Below are 22,536 nucleotides of genomic sequence, written 5' to 3'. Positions count from 1 at the left end.
TCCTGTGGGGGCGATTTCAATCGCCAAGCAGGGCACAGCCCTGCCTGCCTTTGTAGGAGCGAACTCATTCGCGAAGGGACTGGCACCGAGCCAGCCCGAAGCAACCCTCTCCCCCGGCCCCTCTCCCTAAAGTGGAGAGGGGTGACTCTCGGCTCACCCTCGGCGCCCGCATAATCCTGTGGGGGCGATTTCAATCGCCAAGCAGGGCACAGCCCTGCCTGCCTTTGTAGGAGCGAATTCATTCGCGAAGGGACTGGCACCGAGCCTACCGGAAGCAACCCTCACCCCAACCCTCTCCCGCAAGCGGGAGAGGGGGCAGTTCGTGCAGCGCTCTGACTGCTTTCGTCCAAACGAAAAAGCCGCGCATTCGCGCGGCTTCTTCCCAGCGGCAGATCGATCAATCGCCGTAGATATCGAAGTCGAAGTACTTGGCCTGGATCGCCTGGTACTTGCCATTCGCCCTCAGGGTCTTGATGGCGTTGTTGAACTTCTCGCGCAGTTCGTTATCGCCCTTGCGCACAGCGATGCCGGCACCTTCACCGAAGTACTTCGGATCGTTCAGCACCGGGCCGACGAACTCGTAGCCCTTGCCGTTATCGGTCTTGAGGAAGCCTTCATTGAGCGGGAAGACGTCGGCCAGCGCGCCGTCCAGGCGACCGGACAGCACGTCCAGGTAGATCTCGTTCTGGGTGCTGTAGCGCACGATCTTGATGCCCTTGGGCTCCAGGACCTCGGTGGCGAAGCGGTCGGTGGTGGTGGAGCGCTGGGTACCGATGGTCTTGCCCACCAGGCTCTTGAATTCCGGGTCGACCACGTTGCCCTTCTTCATCACCAGGCGCGCCGGGCTGTAGTAGTACTTGCTGGTGAAGTCGACGGACTTCTTGCGCTCATCGGTGATGGTCATGGAGGACAGCACGGCGTCCACCTTCTTCACCTTGAGGGAGGGGATCAGGCCATCGAACTCCTGCTCGATCCACTGGCACTTGACCTTCATTTCCTCGCACATGGCATTGCCGATGTCGTAGTCGAAGCCGGCGATCTGCCCTTCCGGCGTCTTGAAGGCGAAGGGGGGATAGGCCGCTTCGATGCCAATGCGCAGGGGCTTGTCAGCCGCGAAAACGCTGGAGGCCAGCAGGCTAAGGGCAAGGCTGCCCAGCAGAACGAGTTTCTTCATGGTGCGACTCCCGCATTACGGATGGAGGCCCGCCGCATTGCAGGGCGTGCCGGTTCGGAATGGATTTTCGAGGCAGAAGAAGACGCCGCCAGGGCTGGCCGGCATGGGAATGGAATGGGTAGCTGGCTGGGGATCATGATGGACGCCGCTAACTTGTACTTGTGAGTCCATACTGGACTCAAATGTACAGATCGTCAATCACCCATGAAAAAGCCCGGCATTGGCCAGGCTTGTTCGGAATCTTGTAGGAACCTTGTGGGGGCGAATTCATTCGCCAAGCGGGCCGAAGGCCTGCCATCGGGAGTCCCCGGGGGCAGCTACGCAGCCCTTCGCGAATGAATTCGCCCCCACAGGAAAAGCAGTCCCAATCGGTTCATTCCCAGCGCTCGGCGGCGGTCTTGTCGCTGCACCGCCCTTCCACCCAGCGTGGGCCTTCGGCGGTGTCTTCCTTCTTCCAGAACGGCGCGCGGGTCTTGAGGAAGTCCATGATGAAGTTGCACGCGTCGAACGCTGCCTGGCGATGGGCGCTGGCAGTACCGACGAAGACGATGGGCTCGCCCGGTTCCAGGCGCCCGATGCGGTGGAGGATATCCACGTTGAGCAGCGGCCAGCGTTCCCGTGCTTCGGCCGCGATCTTCTCCAGGGCCTTCTCGGTCATGCCCGGATAGTGCTCGAGGAACATGCCGGCCACATCCTGTCCGTCGTTGAAGTCGCGCACATAGCCGACGAAGCCGACCACCGCGCCAATTCCCACATTGGCCGCGTGCAGCGCGTTGAGTTCAACACCGGGATCGAAAGCGGTTTCCTGCACGCGAATGGCCATCTCAGCCTCCGGTCACGGTGGGGAAGAAGGCGACTTCGTCACCGTCGCTGAGGGCTTCGTCCAGGCTGCACAGCTCCTGGTTGCGGGCGCACATCAGGTTCTGTTCGGCGAGAACTTCCCAGACGCCGCCACGGGCCAGCAGATGCCGGCGCAGATCATCCAGCTTCGCGAACGCCGGGTCACAGTTGAGCTGCTCGCCTTCGATGCCGAGCGCTTCACGGTAACGGGCGAAATACTGCACGCGAATCATCATTACTCCCCGGCCTGGTAATGGCCGCTCTTGCCGCCCAGCTTTTCCAGCAGGCGTACGTTTTCAATGGTCATGCCGCGATCGACCGCCTTGCACATGTCATAGATCGTCAGGGCGGCCACGCTGGCGGCGGTCAGCGCTTCCATTTCCACGCCGGTCTGCCCGGCCAGTTTGCAGCGGGCGACGATATGCACGCAGTCGTCCCCTTCCGCTGTCAGCTCCACCTTGACGCTGGTGAGCATCAGCGGGTGACACAACGGAATGAGATCAGAGGTCTTTTTCGCCGCCTGGATACCGGCGATGCGCGCCACGGCGAACACGTCGCCCTTGGGGTGGCCGCCGGACTGGATCATGGCGAGGGTTTCCGGGCGCATGCGCACGCGGGCTTCGGCCGTCGCTTCACGGGACGTCACCGCCTTGTCGGTGACGTCGACCATGTTGGCGCGACCCTGGGCATCGAGATGGGTAAGCACTGCGAGTCTCCTTGGACAGGAGACAGATTGTATACAGAAATCCCCGCTGGGCGGCAGCTGCCGCCCAGCGGGAGTCGAGGGTCACATATGCGCTTCGGCGTACTCGGCCAGCACGGAGCGCGGCACGCCCTGGAGGGTGATGTGCACGCCGTGGGGGAAGTCCTTGAAGCGTTCGGTCAGGTAGGTCAGGCCCGAGCTGGGGGCGGAAAGGTAAGGGGTGTCGATCTGCGCCAGGTTGCCCAGGCAGATCACCTTGGAGCCAGTACCGGCACGGGTGATGATGGTTTTCATCTGGTGCGGCGTCAGGTTCTGGCACTCGTCGATGATGATCAGGCTCTGCTGGAAGCTGCGGCCGCGGATGTAGTTCAGGGATTTGAACTGCAGCGGCACCTTGCTGAGGATGTAATCCACGCTGCCGTGGGTGTTCTCGTCGTCCATGTGCAGGGCTTCGAGGTTGTCGGTGATCGCACCCAGCCAGGGCTCCATCTTCTCCGCCTCGGTACCGGGCAGGAAGCCGATTTCCTGGTCCAGGCCCTGCACGCTGCGGGTGGCGATGATGCGCCGGTAGCGCTTGCTGACCATGGTCTGCTCGATAGCTGCCGCCAGCGCCAGGATGGTCTTGCCCGAACCCGCCGCACCGCTGAGGTTGACCAGGTGGATATCCGGGTCAAGCAGCGCGTAGAGCGCCAGCGCCTGATACACATCGCGCGGACGCAGGCCCCAGGCTTCCTGATGCAGCAGCGGTTCCTGATGCAGATCGAGGATCAACAGCTCATCGGCCTTGATGCCTTTGATCCAGCCCACGAAACCCTGCTCGTCGACGATGAACTCGTTGACGTGCACGGCTGGAAGGTTGTCGGTGAGCTGCACGCGATGCCAGGTACGTCCATGGTCCTGACGCGTCTCCACCTTGCTCACACGGTCCCAGAACGACCCGGGCATATCGTGGTAGCCGCGGGACAGCAGGGACACATCGTCGACCAACTGGTCGGTGTGGTAGTCCTCGGAATCGATCCCGCAGGCGCGCGCCTTCAGGCGCATGTTGATGTCCTTGGTCACCAGCACCACGGACATGCCCGGCCTGCGGCTCTTCAGCTCCACCAGCTGGTTGATGATCTTGTTGTCGTTGAGGTCTTCAGGCAGCCAGGTGATGGGGGCTGCGCGTTTGCTCATGAGAATCGAGAGGAAGCCGCAAGGGCCGCTTTTCTCTCGCTGGATGGGTACTCCGTGCTCCACTTCCTCGGGGGTTGCGCCACTGAGGATCTTGTCGATGTTACGGATGGCCTGCCTGCATTCAGCGGCAACGCCCTGCTTGCCAGTCTTCAGCTTGTCCAACTCCTCCAGCACGGTCATCGGAATGGCCACGTGGTGTTCCTGGAAGTTGAACAAGGCGTTGGGATCGTGGATCAGGACGTTGGTGTCGAGCGCGTACAAGGTTGGAGCGGTAGGGCGGGAGCGTCCGTGGTCATCCATACTCGGTCACCTTCTTATAGGGCCAGGCGACGGAATGCCCGGGAGGCTCTCCGCCGCGGAGGGCCGCCGACCTCCCCGCTCCGGGTCATGCCGGTTAAGGGATGGAGCCAACAAGGTGAGGGCCGATGGCCGCCACCTGTCTGCAGGGTTCGGCGGTCTGATTTGTTAATACTCCATTCGGGATGACAGAAAAAAGAACTTTTTGGCCTGAACGCGATTTTTTTTCAGTACGACAAAAAGACCTTGGCGTGTAGGAAAGCACCCGTTAAATTCGAAAGTCCCCTCCCCCGAAATTCCTCGATTTTCCCCGCTTGGGATCATTCCGGCTGCCGTATCCAACCTGCCTATCGGCGGGATAGGTGGAGCCAACCGACGCAAATCCCTAGAATCGCCCCGTTCCCGAAGGAGACGATTCGATGCTGTTGGTGATTTCCCCTGCCAAGACCCTGGACTATGAGACCCCGCCGGTCACTTCGCGCTTTACCCAGCCGGAGTTCCTGGACCATGCCCAGGAGCTGATCCAGCAACTGCGCGAACTCAGCCCCGCGCAGATCGCCGAGCTGATGCACCTGTCCGATAAACTCGCCGGTCTCAACGTCGCGCGCTATGGCAGCTGGCATCCGGATTTCACCCCAGACAATGCCAAGCAGGCCCTCCTGGCTTTCAAGGGTGACGTCTACACGGGCCTCAACGCCGAAGACTTCGTGGATGCCGACTTCGACTTCGCGCAGCAGCATCTGCGCATGCTCTCCGGCCTCTATGGCCTGCTGCGACCGCTGGACCTGATGCAGCCCTACCGCCTGGAAATGGGCACCAAGCTGGCCAATGCCCGCGGCAAGGATCTTTATGCCTTCTGGGGCGAGCGCATCAGTGGCTGGCTGAACGAGGCCCTGGCCGCCCAGGGCGACGACATCCTGCTCAACCTCGCCTCCAACGAGTACTTCAGTTCGGTGAAGCGCAAGGCCCTGAGCGCCCGCATCATCGACACCGAGTTCAAGGACCTGAAGAACGGCCAGTACAAGATCATCAGCTTCTACGCCAAGAAGGCCCGAGGCCTGATGGCGCGCTATGTGATCAAGGAGCGCCTGAAGGACCCTGAAGGCCTCAAGGACTTCAACTACCAGGGCTACCGCTACTCGGCGGAGCACTCAAAGCCCGACAGCCTGGTCTTCCTGCGCGACGAGCCGCAGGAGTGAGATGAAAGAACCCCGCCGCAATGGCGGGGTTTTCGTTTGTGCCGTCGCTATCCCTTCCGAGCTCGCCTGGCACCTCCGCTGTTGGGCTTCGCGGCGCTCTGCCCAACCTACGAACTGCCCCACGCTGAACGTACGTGGCTCTCCTGAGTGCCACGTAATCGCCACTGCAGATTCAATATCACTTCAAGATCATATGGGTGGCACAAGTTCGCCTTTGATACTGGCTAACTCGTTTTTTGATAGTGGCCAAGTTGTTTTTCGATAGTGGCCAACTTGCAAAATGCAATAGTCGAAAACCTGCAAACTGCCTGATTGAACTTTTCCAAAGCGCGCCAACTCTGAGAATGCCACGACCTTGACACGGGGCGTAGTCAAAAAACTGCAATAAGCAAAATCTGGGACGAACGGTAGGAACTATCCGAAATGACGGACACTCATACCCCCGTGACTTAATTCTTCACACCATATTTCGGTGTGATCTCAAACTGCCTTTACCAACTATCGGCGCGCAGCCGAGGGGTAGTTTTTATCTGGCGAAAGCCAAATAAGTTAATTAAGGAGAAGCGCAACAAACTCGACCTACTGGACAAAACCAACGAGCCAGAGCCGTTTCGGCGATCAGCTCAGGACTCTACCCGGGCAAGCAATGCGACATGCCCAGTTCAGGCGCCCTAACTTTGGCGTCCGGTACTACTCATGCCTGTGCACTTTAAAGTTGCAACTGCGACATAAAGGTGCAAACGGAAGTGACACTAACGTCACATATTAAACAGCGTGCTTAAAGGACGAGGTGAATACGATGCGAATCAGCATCTTCGGTTTGGGCTATGTTGGTGCAGTGTGCGCCGGCTGCCTCTCTGCTCGTGGTCATGAAGTTGTCGGTGTCGACGTTTCTCAGACCAAAATCGACCTGATCAACAATGGCAAATCGCCCATTGTCGAACCGGGTCTGGAAGAACTTCTACAGCAAGGCGTGAAAACTGGCCGCCTGCGCGGCACTACCGATGTCGCCGGTGCCGTTCGCGACACCCAGGTTTCCTTCATCTGCGTCGGTACTCCGAGCAAGAAGAATGGCGACCTGTCCCTCGACTACATCGAAGGCGTCTGCCGCGAGATCGGCTTCGCCCTGCGCGACAAGGCCGAGCGCCACACCGTGGTAGTACGCAGCACCGTGCTGCCAGGCACCGTGAAGAACGTCGTGATCCCGATTATCGAAGACTGCTCAGGCAAGAAGGCCGGCGTGGACTTCGGCGTCGCGGTGAACCCTGAGTTCCTCCGCGAAAGCACCGCGATCAAGGACTACGACTACCCGCCCATGACCGTGATCGGCGAGCTGGACACGGCCGCTGGCGACGTACTGGAAACCCTGTACCGCGAACTCGACGCCCCGATCATCCGCAAGGACATCGAAGTGGCCGAGATGATCAAGTACACCTGCAACGTGTGGCACGCGGCCAAGGTCACCTTCGCCAACGAGATCGGCAACATCGCCAAGGCGGTCGGTGTCGATGGTCGTGAAGTGATGGACGTGGTCTGCCAGGACAACAAGCTCAACCTGTCCAAGTACTACATGCGCCCGGGCTTCGCCTTCGGCGGTTCCTGCCTGCCCAAGGACGTGCGTGCGCTGAACTACCGCGCCACTTCCCTGGACGTGGAATCCCCCCTGATCGGCTCGCTGATGCGCAGCAATGCCGCCCAGGTGCAGAAGGCCTTCGACATCATCTCCGGCCACGACAAGCGCAAGGTCGCCCTGCTCGGCCTGTCCTTCAAGGCCGGTACCGATGACCTGCGTGAAAGCCCGCTGGTGGAACTCGCCGAGATGCTGATCGGCAAGGGTTACGACCTCAGCATCTACGACCGCAACGTCGAGTACGCCCGCGTCCACGGTGCCAACAAGGACTACATCGAGTCGAAGATCCCCCACGTGTCCTCGCTGCTGGACAGCAACTTCGACGCGGTGGTCGACAAGGCGGACATCATCGTCCTGGGCAACCGTGACGAGCTGTTCGCCCCGCTGGCCCAGAAAGCCCCGGCCGGCAAGCAGGTAATCGACCTGGTGGGCTTCATGCCCAAGGGCTCCCAAGGCAACGCCGAGGGAATCTGCTGGTAAAGCGCCCTGCCCCCTTCCCCAACGGGAAGGGGGCATCCGCCAAACGAGCCCAGGACGACTCTATGGACAAGATCAAGCATGGCCTGCTCGAAGCCTCGGGCTGGCTGTTCTACCTCATTGCACTGATGCTGCTGGCACTGGCACTGCCCAGGTCCGTTTTCGACCCCGACTCCAAGCATTTCCTGCTGCTGATCGGGGCTGTGGGCATCTGGCGCTATTCCATGGGCGCCCTGCACTTCGTGCGCGGCACGCTGTTCCTCTACTTCGTGTATCCCTGGTACAAGCGGCGCCTGGCCAAGCTCGGCAACGCGGCAGACCCGTCCCACGTGTTCCTGCTGGTGACGAGCTTCCGCATCGAGGCCCTGACCACCGCCATGGTCTACCGCTCGGTGATCGAGGAAGCCATCGCCTGCGGCTACCCGACCACCGTCGTCTGCTCCATCGTCGAGCTGTCCGACGAGCTGCTGGTGAAGAACCTCTGGACGAAGCTCGCGCCACCGTCGCGGGTCAAGCTGGACTTCGTGCGCATTCCCGGTACCGGCAAACGCGATGGTCTGGCCTACGGCTTCCGCGCCATCTCCCGGCAACTGCCGGATGCGGACGCGGTCGTGGCGGTGATCGACGGCGACACAGTGCTGGCCGAAGGCGTGGTCAAGAAGACCGTGCCCTGGTTCAAGCTCTTCCCCAACGTCGGCGGCCTGACCACCAACGAGTTCTGCGAGGTGCGCGGCAGCTACATCATGAGCGAGTGGCACAAGCTGCGATTCGCCCAGCGCCACCTCAACATGTGCTCGATGGCCCTGTCCAAGCGCGTGCTGACCATGACCGGGCGGATGTCGGTGTTCCGCGCCAGCGTGGTGACCGATCCGGACTTCATCGCCGACGTGGAAAGCGACCACCTGGACCACTGGCGTCTGGGGCGTTTCCAGTTCCTCACCGGTGACGACAAGTCCAGCTGGTACAGCCTGATGCGCCTGGGCTACGACACCTTCTACGTACCGGATGCCGCGATCAACACCGTCGAGCACCCGCCGGAGAAGAGTTTCATCAAGGCCAGTCGCAAGCTGATGTTCCGTTGGTACGGCAACAACCTGCGTCAGAACTCCCGCGCCCTGGCGCTCGGTCCGCGTCGTCTCGGCTGGTTCACCTCCGTCGTACTGGCCGACCAGCGTGCCTCGATGTGGACCTGCCTGCTGGGCCTGGCCGTGGCCATCATCGCCAGCCTGAAGTACAGCATCGCCTACCTGCTGGTGTACCTCCTGTGGATCGGCCTTACCCGCTTCGTCCTGACCCTGCTGCTCAGCATTACAGGGCACCGGATCGGACCGGCCTACCCCTTGATCCTCTATTACAACCAGATCGTCGGAGCGCTGGTGAAGATCTACGTCTTCTTCCGCCTCGACCAGCAGTCCTGGACCCGCCAGAACACCAAGCTCAACCGTGACCTCGCGAGCTTCTCGCGCTGGTTCAACACCTGGTCCTCACGCGCCATGACCTTCTCCGCAACCAGCGTATTCGTCGCCACGCTGCTGGCGATCGTGTGAGCACAAGGAACCTGACAGGAATCGAAGCCATGAATACAGCCGTCAATCTCAATGTGGTGCATGAATCCGAAGCCCAGCGCCAGCACGCGCGGGTGAAGATCCCCGGCAAGATCCGCTACATCGCCCGTGGCGAGCGCTTCGAAGCGTCGCTGCTGGACGTCTCCGCCGGCGGTTTCGCCTTCACCGCCGGGCGCGCCGGCTCCAGCATCGGCGACCACCACAAGGGCCGCCTGATGTTCCAGATCGACGGCCTCAGCCTGGGCCTGGACGTAGAGTTCCAGGTGCGCGCCGTGGACACCCGCACCGAGCGCATTGGCTGTGTCTTCCATGGCCTTCAGCCGCGTGACATCGCCACCCTGCGCTACCTCATCAGCTCGCACCTCTCGGGCGAACTGGTCAGCGCCGGCGACCTGCTCAGCACCCTGCAGCGCGAGAACTTCACCAAGCCGCGCAAAGGCGGCGCGGGCGGCGGCATGGGCCCCCTGGCGCGTCTCAAGGCGGTCGGCTTGAGTGCCGGCATCTTCGTCGTCGGTGTCGGTGCCTTCGGCTACATCCTCAATTCGCTGTACGGCCTGTACTTCGTCACCCATGCCGACTCGGCCATGGTCGCGGTGCCTTCCATGCAGGTCACCATGCCCCGCGAAGGCACGGTGCAGAGCCTGGTGAGCCCAGACGCCAGCGTGGAGAAAGGCGCACCCATCGCGTCCTTCAACGCCACCATGCTGGAGATGCTCAAGGGTCACCTGACCGACGACCAGCTCACCCCGAAGAACGTCGAAGAACTGTTCGGCAAGCAGATGAAGGGCACCCTCACCAGCCCCTGCAACTGCAAGATCGCCCGCCAGCTCGTGGCTGACGGCCAGTTCGCCAGCAAGGGCGACGTGATCTTCGAACTGGTGCCCCAGGACACCCAGGCCACCATCCAGGCGCGCTTCCCCTTCCGCCACATCGGCCAGGCCAAACCGGGTGCCCGCGTCACCTTCCAGGTGGCCGGCGAAGACCAGTCGCGCCACGGCAAGATCCTCAGCAGCAGCCTGCATGACGGCACCATGTCCGCCGACATTCGCGCCACCATTCAGCCTGATGAGCCGCTGCCCAGCACCTTCGCCGGCCAGCCGGTGGAAGTCAGCATCGATCGTGGCCCGTCCCTCGATTGGCTGATCGACCGCGCCCTGGCCGCGGGCTTCTGAGGAGGGCTCGACCATGGCCCATCACGCCACTCCCCTCCTGCTGCTGGCCGCGGCCGTCGCCCTGGCCGGCTGTGCCGGCCTGCCGGACGAACGCCTCGCCCACGAAGCCCTGAAACGCGGTGACAGCTCCACCGCCGAGCAGAACTACCGCCAGCTGGCCGACCTCGGTTATGCCGACGCCGCGGTCGGCCTGGCCGACCTGCAGGTGGCCAGCGGAGACCCGGCGCAACTGCAGAAGGCCGAGCAGACCTATCGCCAGGCCATCGACCAGTCGCCCCGTGCCAAGGCTCGCCTGGGCAAGCTGCTGGCGCGAAAGACCCAGCTGAGCCAGGCCGAACGCCAGGAAACCGCGCAGCTGCTGGAGGAGTCCTTCGAAGCCGGTGAAGAAAGCAGCCTGCTGCCGCTGGTGATGCTCTACCTGCAATACCCGCAGGACTTTCCGTCCGTGAATGTTCCGGCACGCATCGCCAAATGGCGCGCCGAGGGCCACACGCAGGCGGAGCTGGCGCAGATCCTCTTCTATCGCACCCAGGGTTCCTACGATCAGCACCTAGGCGAGATCGAGCAGATCTGCACCCGCAACCTGGCGTTGGCCGACGTCTGCTACGTCGAACTGGCCACCGTCTACCAGAAGCAAGGCAATGCCGACGCCAGGCAGAAACTGCTGGAGCAACTGATGGCCGGCTACCGCGCCGGGCGTATTCCCGCCCAGCGCGTGGAATCGGTCGCGCTGGTCCTGGCCGACGCCGATATCGGCACGCCCGACGAAGGCAAGGCCAAGGAACTGCTCGAAGCGCTGGCACCCGCTTACCCCGCCGCCTGGGTGAGCCTGGCCAAGTTGATCTACGAATACCCGGAACAGGGCGATACCGAGCAGCTGCTGGCCTACCTGGAGAAAGGCCGCGCCGCCTCCCAGCCCCGCGCCGAGCTGCTGCAAGGCCGACTCTACTACGAAGGCAAGCTGGTGCCGCAGGACCCGAAGAAGGCCGAGGAGCACCTGCTCAAGGCCGCCGCCACCGAACCCACCGCCAACTACCTGCTGGGCCAGATCTACCTGCGGGGCTATCTGGGCGACATCGATCCGGACAAGGCCCTGGACCACCTGCTCCGCGCCGCCCGCAGCGGCCAGGTCAATGCCGACTTCGCCCTCGGCCAGATGTACGCCCAGGGCAAGGGTATCCAGCGCAACCTGGTCAACGCGTTCGTTTTCAGCCAGCTGGCCTTGCCCAAGAACACGCCCCAGGCCCTCGAGCTGGCGCAAAGCGTCCAGCAGCAGTTGCCGCCGGCCGAACGCCCCCGCGCCGAACAACTGCTGCGTGAAGAACGCGCCGCGCGTGGCGCAGCAGCGCCCGACACGCAGATGAGCAGCCTATGAATCCCCCTCCGCAGCTCCCGGTAGGTTGGGCAGAGCGCAGCGAAGCCCAACAGCGAGTACGGCAGACGTTGGGCTTCGCACAGCTCAGCCACAACCTACGAGAGCACGGACCGCGGAACAAGAGAGATGAGAAACGCATGAACAAGAATCCCTGGATCAAGGCTGGCCTTGGTCTGTCCCTGCTGGCCGCAAGCATCGCCCACGCCGCAGAGACCCACGACAAGAACTTCGGCCTGGACGTGAAGATCACCGCCCAATCCGAAGACGATCGCGACCTCGGCACCCGCGACGGCGGTGACGTCAACGGCATCGGTCTCGACCTGCGCCCCTGGGTCTACGGCGAGCGCGGCGAATGGAGCGCCTTCGCCATGGGCCAGGCGGTCACCGCCACCGATATCGTCGAAACCGACACCCTGGAATCCAACGACATCGAAGCCGATGCCGCCCAGCGCAACAACGGGCGCGAACCGGACAAGAGCTACCTCGCCATGCGCGAGTTCTGGGTCGATTACGGCGGCCTCACCGCCTACCCCGGCGAGCACCTGCGCTTCGGTCGCCAGCGTGTACGCAGCGAAGAAGGTACCTGGTGGGACACCAACATCGAAGCCTTGCGCTGGAGCTTCGACACCACCCTGCTGCGCGCCCACGCCGGCGTCGCCGAGCGCTTCAGCGATTACCGCACCGACATCGACGAACTGGCGCCGGAAGACGAGGACCGCCAGCACTTCTTCGGCGACATCTCCACGCAGTGGCGCCCGGGTCACTGGGTCGGCGCCAAGCTGCACCACAGTCGCGACAACGGCGACCTGCCCAACGTCGGCGAGGAAGTGGATGAACTCGACAAGCGCACCACCGGCGACCTGACCTGGCTGGGCCTGGAAGCCGACGGTGGCTTCTTCGACCGCCGCTCCACCTTGCCGCTGAACTACTGGGCGCAGGCCACCTGGCTGACCGGCGACGTGGACGAACTGCAGCAGTCGACCGTGGGCAACCAGAACTTCGCCAACGGCAGCCGCAATGTCGATGTCGACGCCTGGGCGGTGGACCTCGGCCTGCGCTGGAACATCGATGACCAATGGAAGGTCGGCGGCGCCTACGCCCGTGGCAGCGGCGGTGGCGACGACGACAGCTCCGAGCAGTTCCGCCAGACCGGCCTGGAGAGCAACCGCTCCAACTTCACTGGCACCGAAGCACGCATGCACCGCTTCGGCGAAGCCTTCCGGGGCGAGCTGAGCAACCTCCAGGTGGCCACCGCCTTCACCTCCTGGCAGATGGGCGAGGACTACGACGCAAGCGTCGTCTACCACCGCTTCTGGCGCGTGGACGACAACCAGGACGTGGGCCAGAGCGGAATCACCGCGCCCCTGGAAGATGGCGAGAAAGACATCGGCCAGGAGATGGACCTGGTGGTCACCCGCTACTTCAAGCAGGGCCTCCTGCCGGCCTCGATGGCCGAGCACCTGGATGAGCGCTCCGCCCTCGTGCGCTTCCGTGGCGGCGTATTCAAGCCGGGCGATGCCTATGCCAGCGGCACCGACTCGCTCATGCATCGCGCCTTCGTCGACTTCATCTGGCGCTTCTGATGGACATCCGGCGCAAGGGAGGAACAGTCATGAAACGTGGCATGGGAACCACGCTGCTGGCAGGCGGCGTCGTGCTCGGCGCCCTGCAGTTCGCCGCACCCTGGGTCCAGGGTGCAGAGCTGCCCCAGGAACTGAAGCCGATCAAGAACTACACGGTGTCCACTGCGCCGGTGGAGCAATTGCATCTGGATACACCCAAGGCGCCAGACCTGTCCGGCTACACCGCGGCCGCAGTGGACGCGAAGATCGATCGCTCCATCCGCGGCAAGGTGGCGGTCAGGCGCATGCTCCAGCAGGACTCGCTGAAGGACTTCATCGGCGGTGACGAGCGCCTGCGCGAGTGGGTGAAACGTCAGCAGAGCATGCCGCAGGCGATCTTCGTCGAAGGTGGCTACGTGACCCCGGCGGACCTGGCCAAGGCACTGCCCGACAGCCAGTTCAGCGAAACCGAGCCGGGCGTGTATCTCGCCCGCCTGCCGATCGTGGTCGCCCAGGGTGCGAGCTTGCAGATCGGCAAGGAGACCCGGGAATTCCGCCTGTCCCAGGAGCGCGGCGCGTTCCTGGTCAACGACGGCAAGCTGTTCATCACCGACACCCAGCTCACCGCCTGGAACGAAAAGAACAAGTCCCCGGCCTGGTTCCAGAAGCCCGAGGAATTCCGTCCGTTCCTGGTGTCCTGGGGTGGCAGCGAGCTGTACATCGTCGGCAGCAAGGTCACCAGCCTCGGCTACGACAACTCCAAGTCCTACGGCGTCTCCATCACCCAGTACACACCGGGCCAGGCCAAGCGCCTGAAGCGCTCTGCGCCCACCGGCTGGCTGCTGGATTCGGAATTCGTCGACCACTGGTACGGCTTCTACTGCTTCGAAGCGGAGAACGTGGTCATCAAGGGCAATACCTACCGCGACAACATCGTCTACGGCATCGACCCGCACGACCGTTCGAACGGCCTGATCATCGCCCACAACACCGTCTTCGGGACCAAGAAGAAGCACGGCATCATCATTTCCCGTGAGGTGGACGACAGCTGGATCATCAACAACAAGAGCTACGACAACAAGCTCTCCGGCATCGTGATCGACCGTAACTCGGTGAACAATCTCGTGGCCTGGAACGAGGTGTACCAGAACCACTCCGACGGCATCACCATCTACGAAAGCTCCAACAACCTGCTCTGGGGCAACAAGATCCTCAGCAACCAGCGCCACGGCATCCGCGTGCGCAACAGCGTGAACATCCGCCTGTACGAGAACCTCTCCGCGGCCAACGGCCTGACCGGCGTGTATGGCCACATCAAGGACCTCTCCAACACCGACCGCAACATCAAGCTCGACCCCTTCGACACCAAGGTCTCGCTGATCCTGGTCGGCGGAAAGCTCGCAGGCAACGGCTCCAGCCCCCTGTCCATCGACTCGCCCTTGTCGGTCGAGTTGTACCGCGTCGAGCTGCTCGCTCCGAGCAAGTCCACCGGTATCAGCTTCGCCGGCATCCTCGGCGAAAAGCAGGACGAGATCCTCGACCTGATGGTGCGCCGCAAGCAAGCGGTACTGATCGACCCCGTCGAAACCCAGGCCGAACTCCAGGATTGAGGTACCCGATCATGCCCAGAATTTCCCGCAAATGGTTCACCCCTTCGGCCCTGGCAGCCGCCCTGCTGGCCTCCGCCCAGGGTGCGCACGCCGCGCCCGAGTTCAGCGCGCAACGCACGGGGCCGCTCTGTGCCGCGGCGCAGAATCCAGCCAACTACAACACCAAGTACCTGAGCTTCTTCACCACCCTGGTGCAGGGTCAGGGCGACTGGCTATTCCGGACCCAATACGACCTGCGTACCGATTTCGGTACCACGCCCTTCGGCTGGAGCCAGCTGAAGCGCCTGCGCGACGCGCTCAAGGCCAAGGGGGTCGAGCTGATGGTGGTCTACCAGCCCACCCGAGGCCTGGTGAACCGCGAGAAGCTCACGCCCGAAGAGAAGGCCCACTTCAACTACGAGCTGGCGAAGAAGAACTACCTGGCTGCCGTCGACCATTTCCGCAAGGCCGGCATCTGGGTCACCGACTTGTCGCCACTCTTCGATGAGAAGGGCGTGGGCACCGACTACTACTTCAAGGCCGACCACCACTGGACGCCGGCCGGTGCTGACCGCACCGCCAAGCTTGTCGCCGAGACCCTGAACCAGATTCCCGGCTTCAGCGACATTCCGAAGAAGGACTATCAGAGCAAGGTGGTGGGCCTGCTGCCCAAGGCCGGCACGCTGCACAAGACCGCCGCGCAATTCTGCGGCACCGGCTATGCGACCCAGTACGTCGACCGCTACGAAACCGAAGCGGCGGGCGATGGCGGCGACAGCCTGTTCGGCGACGAATCCAACCCCAAGGTGACCCTGGTGGGGACCAGTAACAGCGGTCCGGCCTACAACTTCGCCGGTTTCCTGCAGCAGCACAGCGGTGCCGAAGTGCTCAACATGGCGGTCAGTGGCGGCGGTTTCGAAAGCGCCCTGATGCAGTACATGAGCAGCCCGGAATTCCACCAGAACCCGCCCAAGGTCCTGGTCTGGGAATTCGCCACCCACTACGACATGGCCGAAGCGAGCTTCTACCGCCAGGCCGTGCCCATGGTGAACAACGGTTGCGAAGGCCGGCCGGCGGTGCTGAAGAACAAGGTCACCCTCAAGCCTGGTGCCAACGAGGTGCTGGTCAATGGCAAGGGCGCACCACTGCGTGACCTGCGCGGAGGCGATTACCAGGTGGACCTGCGCCTCAGCGATCCGTCCATCCACGACCTCAAGACCACCATCTGGTACCTCAACGGCCGTCGCGAGAACTTCAAGCTGGAACAGAGCGACCGTATCGATACCGGTGGTCACTACGCCTTCGAGCTGCGCAACGAGACTGACTGGGCCGACCTGAACATGCTCGCCCTGGAAATCCACAGCCCCGAGCAGATGCCCCAAGACCTCAGTGTCGAGGTCAGCGTCTGCGCACGCCCTGGCAAGGGTGGGGACAACCTCACGGCGAAGGCCGAGTGAGGAAGGAGGTACCCATGACCACCCGACCCTGGCTGATTGCTCCGCTGCTCGCAGGCATCCTGCTCGCCGCACAGGGCCACGCCGCAGACCTGGTGCCGCCCAGGGGCTACTACGCCCCTGTGGATATCGACGCCAAGTCCGCCGGCACGTGCAAGGCGCCGCCCGCGCCCTACACCGCCAAGTTGGAATTCCGCAGCAAGTACGAGGGCTCCGACAAGGCCCGCGCCACCCTCAACCCGAACGCGGAAAAGGCCTTTCGCGAGAAGACCGCCGACATCACCGAGATGGAGCGCGGCGTCAGCAAGATGGTCATGGACTACATGCGCAAGGGCCAGCGCACGCAGCTCGAATGCTCCCTGCAATGGCTGGGCAGTTGGGCCCAGGCCAATGCGTTGCTGAGCCCGCAGTACAACCACACCGGCAAGTCGATGCGCAAATGGGCGCTGGGCAGCATGGCCTCGGCCTACCTGCGCCTGAAGTTCTCCGAGTCGCAGCCGCTGGCGCCCTACCGGGCCCAGACCCAGGTGATCGAATCCTGGTTCTCGCGCCTGGCCGACCAGGTCGTCCACGACTGGAGCGACCTGCCGCTGAAGCAGATCAACAACCACTCCTACTGGGCCGCCTGGTCGGTAATGGCCACCGCTGTGGCGACCAACCGCGAGGACCTCTTCGACTGGTCGGTGGCGCAGTACCGCGTGGCAGCCGGCCAGGTGGACCGGGACGGTTTCCTGCCCAACGAACTCAAGCGCAAGCAACGCGCCCTCGCCTACCACAACTACAGCCTGCCGCCGCTGGCGATGATCGCGGCGTTCGCCCAGGCCAATGGCGTGGACCTGCGCACAGCGAACGACAGCGCCCTGCGCCGCCTCGGCGAGAAGGTGATCGCCGGCGTGGATGACCAGGACGCCTTCGATGAAAAGACCGGTGACGACCAGGACATGAGCGAGCTGAAGAAGCACGACAAGTTCTCCTGGCTCGAGCCTTGGTGCTCGCTCTATTCCTGCTCGGCCAAGACGGTCGCCTGGAAGGACGAAATGGGCCCCTACAAGACCTTCCGCCTCGGCGGGGATGTGACCCAGGTGTTCCATCCGAAGAAGAAAGGAGAGAGCTAGCAAAAGCGCCCTCTCCCCCAACCCTCTCCCGCAAGCGGGAGAGGGGGCTGTCCGTGCCGTTTTCGAATCACGCGCGGACCGCTTGCCTCCCCTCTCCCTTCAGGGAGAGGGGCCGGGGGAGAGGGTTCTCTGACCCTGCAATAGACGGGGCGGAGGCCAAGAATTTCGCCACACCCTGGGGAGGGATTGGCGGGCCAGAAGTCAGGTTGGAAAGCCGGCGCTGGCCTTGTTACTAGACGTTAACTGGAGAGACTCGGATGGTCTTTTCTTCAAACGTGTTCCTGTTCCTGTTCCTGCCGATCTTCCTCGGCTTGTACTACCTGGTCGGGACACGCTATCGAAACCTGCTGTTGCTGGTCGCCAGCTACATTTTCTACGCCTGGTGGCGCATCGACTTCCTGGCGCTGTTCGCCGCCGTAACGGTCTTCAACTACTGGATCGGCCTGCGCATCGGTGCGGCCGGCGTGCGCACGAAAACGGCGCAGAAATGGCTGCTCCTCGGAGTCGTGGTGGACCTCTGCGTCCTCGGCTACTTCAAGTACGCCAACTTCGGCGTCGACAGCCTCAACGCGATCATCACCTCCTTCGGCATGGAGCCCTTCGTGCTCACGCACATCCTGCTGCCGATCGGGATCTCGTTCTACGTCTTCGAATCCATCAGCTACATCATCGACGTGTACCGCGGCGACACGCCGGCCACGCGCAACCTGGTGGATTTCGCGGCCTTCGTGGCGATCTTCCCGCACCTGATCGCCGGCCCGGTGCTGCGTTTCAAGGACCTGGTGGACCAGTTCAATCACCGCACCCACACGGTGGACAAGTTCGCCGAGGGCTGCACGCGCTTCATGCAGGGCTTCATCAAGAAGGTCTTCATCGCCGACAGCATCGCGCCCATCGCCGACCACTGCTTCGCCCTCTCCGACCCAACCACGGGCGACGCCTGGCTCGGCGCGCTGGCCTACACCGCGCAGCTGTACTTCGACTTCTCCGGCTACAGCGACATGGCCATCGGCCTCGGCCTGATGATGGGCTTCCGCTTCATGGAGAACTTCAACCAGCCCTACATCAGCCAGTCCATCACCGAGTTCTGGCGGCGCTGGCACATCAGCCTCTCCACCTGGCTGCGCGACTACCTGTACATCAGCCTGGGCGGAAACCGCGGCACCACCTTCCAGACCTACCGCAACCTGTTCCTCACCATGTTGCTGGGTGGCCTGTGGCACGGCGCCAACTTCACCTACATCATCTGGGGCGCCTGGCACGGTGCCTGGCTGGCCATCGAACGCGCCCTGGGCGTGAACGCCGCGCCACGAGCGATCAACCCGCTGAAATGGGTCTTCACCTTCCTGCTGGTGGTAATCGGCTGGGTGATCTTCCGTGCCGAGAACCTGGACGTTGCCTGGCGCATGTACGCCGCCATGTTCAGCTTCGGTGACTGGCAGCTTTCCGAGCTCAACCGCGCGCAACTCACCAGCCTGCAGATCGCCACCCTGCTGCTGGCCTACGTGGTGCTGGTCATCTGCGGTATCCGCCAGTTCTACGCCCAGCCCCTGGCCGGCGCGCCGAAGGCAAAGGCCCGCGAAGAAGACGACGGCATCACCATCAATGCCGACGGCAGCGCCGCCCTGCCCCGTGCTCGCGTGCAGATCGGCGCCCTGGCCTTCCACGCCGCCGTACTCCTGCTGTTCGCCGCCTCGGTGCTGAAGCTCTCGGCGCAGAGCTTCTCGCCCTTCCTGTACTTCCAGTTCTGAGTGGAACCGACCATGAACAGAACCCTGAACCTGCTCTACATCCTGCTCTTCTGCGGCCTGCTGCTGGCGCTGAGCCTGTGGTCCATGCGCGCGATCCTCGGCTTCTCCGTGGCCAAGGAAACCAGCGTGCTGGACGGCAAGCTGGCCCTGGCCTTCGAGAAGCGCTACGACGAGGAATTCCCGGTCAAGCAGCTGGGGACCAATCTCTGGGCCCTGGTGGACTACAAGCTGTTCGGTGAAGGCCGCCAGGGCGTGGTCATTGGCCAGGACGGCTGGCTCTACTCGGACGAGGAATTCGACCCGGTAGCCGATGGCACCCGCCTGGTCCGCGACAACCTGGCGCTGATCGGGGGCGTGCGCGACGAGCTGGCGCGGCACAACGTGGAACTGGCGCTGGCGATCATCCCCGCCAAATCGCGCCTTTACCCCGAACACGTCGGCCAGGTCACCCCCACCGCCCTGCGCCAGGACCTCTATGAGCGCTTCCGTGGCGTCGCGCGCAAGGCCGGGATCATTGCCCCGGACCTGCTCGCCACGCTGGAAGACGCCAAGAACCAGGGCCAGGTATTCCTGCGCACCGACACCCACTGGACCCCGCTGGGTGCCGAAGTGGTAGCCGGTCGCCTGGGCCAGTCGGTCAGCCAGGCCATGAGCCTGCGTGGCAGCCCGCAGCAATACGTCACCGAGGTGCTGGGCAATGAGGACTACAAGGGCGACCTGACCCGTTTCCTGCCGCTGGACCCGCTGTTCGAGAACCTGATGCCGGCACCGGATCAGCTCCAGAAGCGCGCCACCCGCAGCCAGAACGAAGCCGACGCCGGCGGCGATGCCCTGTTCGCCGAGAGCAACGTGCCGGTGGTGCTGGTGGGCACCAGCTACAGCGCCAACGACAAGTGGAACTTCGCCGGCGCCCTGCGCCAGTCCCTGCAACGCGACCTGGTGAACCACGCCGAGGACGGCAATGGGCCGATCCTGCCGATGCTCAAGTACCTCAAGAGCGACGAGCTGAAGGACGCCCCGCCGCAGCTGGTGATCTGGGAGTTCCCGGAACGCTACCTGCCGATGCAGAGCGATCTGTCCGACTTCGATCCCGAATGGGTCGCCAGCCTGCGCAAGGGCGCCGGTTCCGAAGAACGCCTGGCTTCGCGCTCGGGCAACTGAATACCCCGTGAGGGGAACACAGGGCCGGACACGGCCCTATCCAGAGAGATAGATGGAGGTACACCTCATGAACCGACAGAACAACCGCAGCTGGACGTCTTATGCCTGCGCCCTGGTACTCGGCCTCGGTGCCCTGCACGCCCAGGCCGACGAGGGTGGCCTGTACGGGCCAAAGGCTCCCAAGGGGTCCGCCTTCGTCCGCGCCTACAACGCCGCCAGCAACGAGCTCAGCGTCAATGTCGGCAACACCGCGCTGACTGACGTACCGCCGCTCGGCTCCAGCGACTTCAAGTTCCTCCCGGCCGGCAATTACAGCGCTCAGGTCGGCAGCAGCAACCTCTCGGTGAAACTCGAGGCCGACCGCTACTACACCCTGGTCAACCAGACCGGCAAGGGCCCCCAGCTGGTGGAAGAACCGCCTTTCCGCAACAAGCAGAAAGCCTTGCTGCGCGTGCAGAACCTGTCCGACGCCAAGCTCACCCTGAAGACCGCAGACGGCAAGACCCCGGTCGTCGCCGACGTGGCCCCGCAGGGTCGCGGCGAGCGCGAGATCAACCCGGTGAAAGTCGGCCTCGCCCTGTTCGACGGCGACAAGAAGGTCAGCGACCTCAAGCCCGTCTCCCTGCAGCGCGGCGAAGTGGTGTGCCTCTACATCACCGGCAACGGCGGCAAGCTCTCCCCGGTGTGGGTGAAGCGCCCGGCTGAATCCTGAGCGGCACAGCAGAAATAACCGGCGCGGACTGAACCCCCGCCGGTACGTACCTGCCCCGCAGAGGGTGGGAAAAGAAAGAAATGTGATTTGTGGAAGCAGCGCCTACAACCCATGACTGAGTTAGGAGAAACACCCATGATTCCCGTGATCCTCTCTGGCGGTAGCGGCTCTCGCCTCTGGCCTCTTTCGCGCAAACAGTATCCCAAGCAGTTCCTCGCCCTCGCCGGCGACCAGACCCTGTTCCAGCAGACCCTGCAGCGCCTCTGCTTCGAGGGCATGCAGCCAGCCGTGCTGGTGGCCAACCAGGATCACCGCTTCATCGTCCAGGAGCAGCTCGATGCCATCGGCCTGCAACCCCAGTCCATGCTGCTGGAGCCCTTCGGCCGCAACACCGCGCCGGCAGTGGCCATCGCCGCCATGCAACTGGTCGCCGAAGGCCGCGATGAGCTGATGCTGGTACTCCCCGCCGACCACGTGCTGCGCGACCAGGAGGCCTTCCAGCAAGCCCTGGCACTGGCCAGCAGCGCCGCTGAAAAGGGCGAGATGGTGCTCTTCGGCGTTCCGGCCGAGCGTCCGGAAACCGGTTACGGCTACATCCGCAGCAAGGTCGACGGCGCTCTGCCGGAAGGCATCAGCCGCGTGGCGCAGTTCGTCGAGAAGCCGAACGAAGCCAAGGCCCGCGAGTACGTGGAATCCGGCGACTACTTCTGGAACAGCGGCATGTTCCTGTTCCGCGCCAGCCGCTTCCTGGAAGAGCTCAAGCAACACGACGTGGACATCTACGACACCTGCCTGCTGGCCCTGGAGCGCAGCAAGCGCGACGGCGTCGCGGTGAGTATCGACTCGGCCACTTTCGCCTGCTGCCCGGACAACTCCATCGACTACGCGGTGATGGAGAAAACCTCCCGCGCCTGCGTGGTACCGCTTTCCGCCGGCTGGAACGACGTGGGCAGCTGGAGCTCCATCTGGGAAGTGCACGAGAAGGACAACAACGGCAACGTCACCAAGGGCGACGTGGTGGTGCAGGACAGCCACAACTGCCTGGTGCATGGCAACGGCAAGCTGGTCTCGGTGATCGGCCTGGACGATGTGGTGGTGGTCGAGACCAAGGACGCCATGATGATCGCCCACAAGGACCGCGTGCAGGACGTGAAAAAGCTGGTCAACAAGCTCGACGCCGACGGCCGCAGCGAAACCCAGAACCATTGCGCCGTGTACCGTCCCTGGGGCTCGTACGACTCGGTGGACATGGGCGGCCGCTTCCAGGTCAAGCACATCACCGTGAAACCCGGCGCGCAGCTTTCGCTGCAGATGCACCACCACCGCGCCGAGCACTGGATCGTGGTCTCCGGCACCGCCCAGGTGACCTGCGACGACAAGGTGTTCCTGCTGACCGAAAACCAGTCCACCTACATCCCGATCGCCTCGGTGCACCGCCTGGCCAACCCCGGCAAGATCCCGCTGGAAATCATCGAGGTGCAGTCCGGCAGCTACCTGGGCGAAGACGACATCGAGCGTCTGGACGACGTCTACGGCCGCGCCCCGCAATCCGCGACCGTGCACAGCATCGCCCGCTGACCGGTA

Annotated in this window: 18 protein-coding genes; 13 read left to right on the top strand and 5 right to left on the bottom strand. The window is 63.3% G+C overall.

Going from position 1 to position 22,536, the window contains the following annotated elements; translation table 11 throughout:
• Positions 1 to 397 precede the first annotated feature (397 nt).
• The 5 genes from E8E95_RS30110 to E8E95_RS30090 all read right to left on the bottom strand — a co-directional run bounded on the left by E8E95_RS30110 (position 398) and on the right by E8E95_RS30090 (position 4,193).
• A complete protein-coding gene (locus E8E95_RS30110; RefSeq protein WP_280356070.1) occupies positions 398 to 1,174 on the bottom strand; it encodes an ABC transporter substrate-binding protein in 777 nt (258 codons plus the stop codon).
• A 373-nt stretch (positions 1,175 to 1,547) separates the two neighbouring features.
• Positions 1,548 to 1,997 (bottom strand): molybdopterin synthase catalytic subunit MoaE, encoded by a 450-nt coding sequence (moaE, locus tag E8E95_RS30105; RefSeq protein WP_280356068.1) that lies wholly within the window; start codon positions 1,995 to 1,997, stop codon positions 1,548 to 1,550.
• 1 nt (position 1,998) lies between these two features.
• A complete protein-coding gene (locus tag E8E95_RS30100) occupies positions 1,999 to 2,247 on the bottom strand; it encodes a MoaD/ThiS family protein (protein ID WP_077522545.1) in 249 nt (82 codons plus the stop codon).
• Between the two features lie 2 nt (positions 2,248 to 2,249).
• Positions 2,250 to 2,720, bottom strand: coding sequence for a cyclic pyranopterin monophosphate synthase MoaC (gene moaC / locus E8E95_RS30095; RefSeq protein WP_280356066.1), 471 nt, complete (start codon positions 2,718 to 2,720; stop codon positions 2,250 to 2,252).
• A gap of 81 nt (positions 2,721 to 2,801) precedes the next feature.
• Positions 2,802 to 4,193, bottom strand: a complete 1,392-nt coding sequence (locus E8E95_RS30090; RefSeq protein WP_077522549.1) for a PhoH family protein — start codon at positions 4,191 to 4,193, stop codon at positions 2,802 to 2,804.
• A gap of 416 nt (positions 4,194 to 4,609) precedes the next feature.
• Here E8E95_RS30090 and yaaA point away from each other — a divergent pair, with 416 nt between their 5' ends.
• From yaaA to E8E95_RS30025, 13 genes are all read left to right on the top strand, one after another.
• On the top strand, positions 4,610 to 5,389 hold the full coding sequence (yaaA, locus tag E8E95_RS30085; RefSeq protein ID WP_280356064.1) for a peroxide stress protein YaaA: 780 nt from the start codon (positions 4,610 to 4,612) through the stop codon (positions 5,387 to 5,389).
• A 799-nt stretch (positions 5,390 to 6,188) separates the two neighbouring features.
• Complete coding sequence (gene algD, locus E8E95_RS30080; RefSeq protein ID WP_280356063.1) at positions 6,189 to 7,499, top strand: GDP-mannose 6-dehydrogenase; 1,311 nt, start codon at positions 6,189 to 6,191, stop codon at positions 7,497 to 7,499.
• Positions 7,500 to 7,561: 62 nt separating this feature from the next.
• A complete protein-coding gene (gene alg8 / locus E8E95_RS30075) occupies positions 7,562 to 9,043 on the top strand; it encodes a mannuronan synthase (protein WP_280356062.1) in 1,482 nt (493 codons plus the stop codon).
• A 29-nt stretch (positions 9,044 to 9,072) separates the two neighbouring features.
• Positions 9,073 to 10,233 (top strand): alginate biosynthesis protein Alg44, encoded by a 1,161-nt coding sequence (locus tag E8E95_RS30070; RefSeq protein WP_280356061.1) that lies wholly within the window; start codon positions 9,073 to 9,075, stop codon positions 10,231 to 10,233.
• Between the two features lie 13 nt (positions 10,234 to 10,246).
• A complete protein-coding gene (algK, locus tag E8E95_RS30065; protein WP_280356059.1) occupies positions 10,247 to 11,608 on the top strand; it encodes an alginate biosynthesis TPR repeat lipoprotein AlgK in 1,362 nt (453 codons plus the stop codon).
• A 137-nt stretch (positions 11,609 to 11,745) separates the two neighbouring features.
• Positions 11,746 to 13,191 carry an alginate export family protein gene (locus E8E95_RS30060; protein ID WP_280356058.1) on the top strand — a complete coding sequence of 482 codons (1,446 nt, stop codon included), beginning with the start codon at positions 11,746 to 11,748 and terminating at the stop codon, positions 13,189 to 13,191.
• A gap of 29 nt (positions 13,192 to 13,220) precedes the next feature.
• On the top strand, positions 13,221 to 14,780 hold the full coding sequence (gene algG / locus E8E95_RS30055; RefSeq protein WP_280356056.1) for a mannuronan 5-epimerase AlgG: 1,560 nt from the start codon (positions 13,221 to 13,223) through the stop codon (positions 14,778 to 14,780).
• 11 nt (positions 14,781 to 14,791) lie between these two features.
• Positions 14,792 to 16,216, top strand: coding sequence for an alginate O-acetyltransferase (locus E8E95_RS30050; RefSeq protein WP_280356054.1), 1,425 nt, complete (start codon positions 14,792 to 14,794; stop codon positions 16,214 to 16,216).
• Between the two features lie 14 nt (positions 16,217 to 16,230).
• Entirely contained in the window at positions 16,231 to 17,328 is a 1,098-nt protein-coding gene (locus tag E8E95_RS30045) for a mannuronate-specific alginate lyase (protein ID WP_280356052.1), read from the top strand.
• A gap of 257 nt (positions 17,329 to 17,585) precedes the next feature.
• Complete coding sequence (locus tag E8E95_RS30040; RefSeq protein ID WP_280356050.1) at positions 17,586 to 19,079, top strand: MBOAT family protein; 1,494 nt, start codon at positions 17,586 to 17,588, stop codon at positions 19,077 to 19,079.
• Positions 19,080 to 19,091: 12 nt separating this feature from the next.
• Positions 19,092 to 20,240 carry an alginate O-acetyltransferase gene (locus E8E95_RS30035; RefSeq protein ID WP_280356049.1) on the top strand — a complete coding sequence of 383 codons (1,149 nt, stop codon included), beginning with the start codon at positions 19,092 to 19,094 and terminating at the stop codon, positions 20,238 to 20,240.
• A gap of 67 nt (positions 20,241 to 20,307) precedes the next feature.
• Entirely contained in the window at positions 20,308 to 20,952 is a 645-nt protein-coding gene (locus tag E8E95_RS30030; RefSeq protein ID WP_179061667.1) for an alginate O-acetyltransferase AlgF, read from the top strand.
• A gap of 135 nt (positions 20,953 to 21,087) precedes the next feature.
• Positions 21,088 to 22,530: a mannose-1-phosphate guanylyltransferase/mannose-6-phosphate isomerase gene (locus E8E95_RS30025; RefSeq protein ID WP_280356048.1), complete on the top strand. Its 1,443-nt coding sequence runs from the start codon at positions 21,088 to 21,090 to the stop codon at positions 22,528 to 22,530.
• Positions 22,531 to 22,536: the final 6 nt, after the last annotated feature.

The organism is Pseudomonas sp. BN414, assembly GCF_029871275.1.
Classification (GTDB): Bacteria; Pseudomonadota; Gammaproteobacteria; order Pseudomonadales; family Pseudomonadaceae; genus Metapseudomonas; species Metapseudomonas resinovorans_C.
This window is presented reverse-complemented; position numbering and strand designations above follow the sequence as displayed.

Bases quoted from the DNA above. Each gene is read 5' to 3' on its own strand.
- E8E95_RS30110 (WP_280356070.1), bottom strand. From the start codon at position 1,174: ATGAAGAAACTCGTTCTGCTGGGCAGCCTTGCCCTTAGCCTGCTGGCC.
- moaE (WP_280356068.1), bottom strand. From the start codon at position 1,997: ATGGCCATTCGCGTGCAGGAAACCGCTTTCGATCCCGGTGTTGAACTC.
- E8E95_RS30100 (WP_077522545.1), bottom strand. From the start codon at position 2,247: ATGATTCGCGTGCAGTATTTCGCCCGTTACCGTGAAGCGCTCGGCATC.
- E8E95_RS30090 (WP_077522549.1), bottom strand. From the start codon at position 4,193: ATGGATGACCACGGACGCTCCCGCCCTACCGCTCCAACCTTGTACGCG.
- yaaA (WP_280356064.1), top strand. From the start codon at position 4,610: ATGCTGTTGGTGATTTCCCCTGCCAAGACCCTGGACTATGAGACCCCG.
- algD (WP_280356063.1), top strand. From the start codon at position 6,189: ATGCGAATCAGCATCTTCGGTTTGGGCTATGTTGGTGCAGTGTGCGCC.
- alg8 (WP_280356062.1), top strand. From the start codon at position 7,562: ATGGACAAGATCAAGCATGGCCTGCTCGAAGCCTCGGGCTGGCTGTTC.
- E8E95_RS30070 (WP_280356061.1), top strand. From the start codon at position 9,073: ATGAATACAGCCGTCAATCTCAATGTGGTGCATGAATCCGAAGCCCAG.
- algK (WP_280356059.1), top strand. From the start codon at position 10,247: ATGGCCCATCACGCCACTCCCCTCCTGCTGCTGGCCGCGGCCGTCGCC.
- E8E95_RS30060 (WP_280356058.1), top strand. From the start codon at position 11,746: ATGAACAAGAATCCCTGGATCAAGGCTGGCCTTGGTCTGTCCCTGCTG.
- algG (WP_280356056.1), top strand. From the start codon at position 13,221: ATGAAACGTGGCATGGGAACCACGCTGCTGGCAGGCGGCGTCGTGCTC.
- E8E95_RS30050 (WP_280356054.1), top strand. From the start codon at position 14,792: ATGCCCAGAATTTCCCGCAAATGGTTCACCCCTTCGGCCCTGGCAGCC.
- E8E95_RS30045 (WP_280356052.1), top strand. From the start codon at position 16,231: ATGACCACCCGACCCTGGCTGATTGCTCCGCTGCTCGCAGGCATCCTG.
- E8E95_RS30040 (WP_280356050.1), top strand. From the start codon at position 17,586: ATGGTCTTTTCTTCAAACGTGTTCCTGTTCCTGTTCCTGCCGATCTTC.
- E8E95_RS30035 (WP_280356049.1), top strand. From the start codon at position 19,092: ATGAACAGAACCCTGAACCTGCTCTACATCCTGCTCTTCTGCGGCCTG.
- E8E95_RS30030 (WP_179061667.1), top strand. From the start codon at position 20,308: ATGAACCGACAGAACAACCGCAGCTGGACGTCTTATGCCTGCGCCCTG.
- E8E95_RS30025 (WP_280356048.1), top strand. From the start codon at position 21,088: ATGATTCCCGTGATCCTCTCTGGCGGTAGCGGCTCTCGCCTCTGGCCT.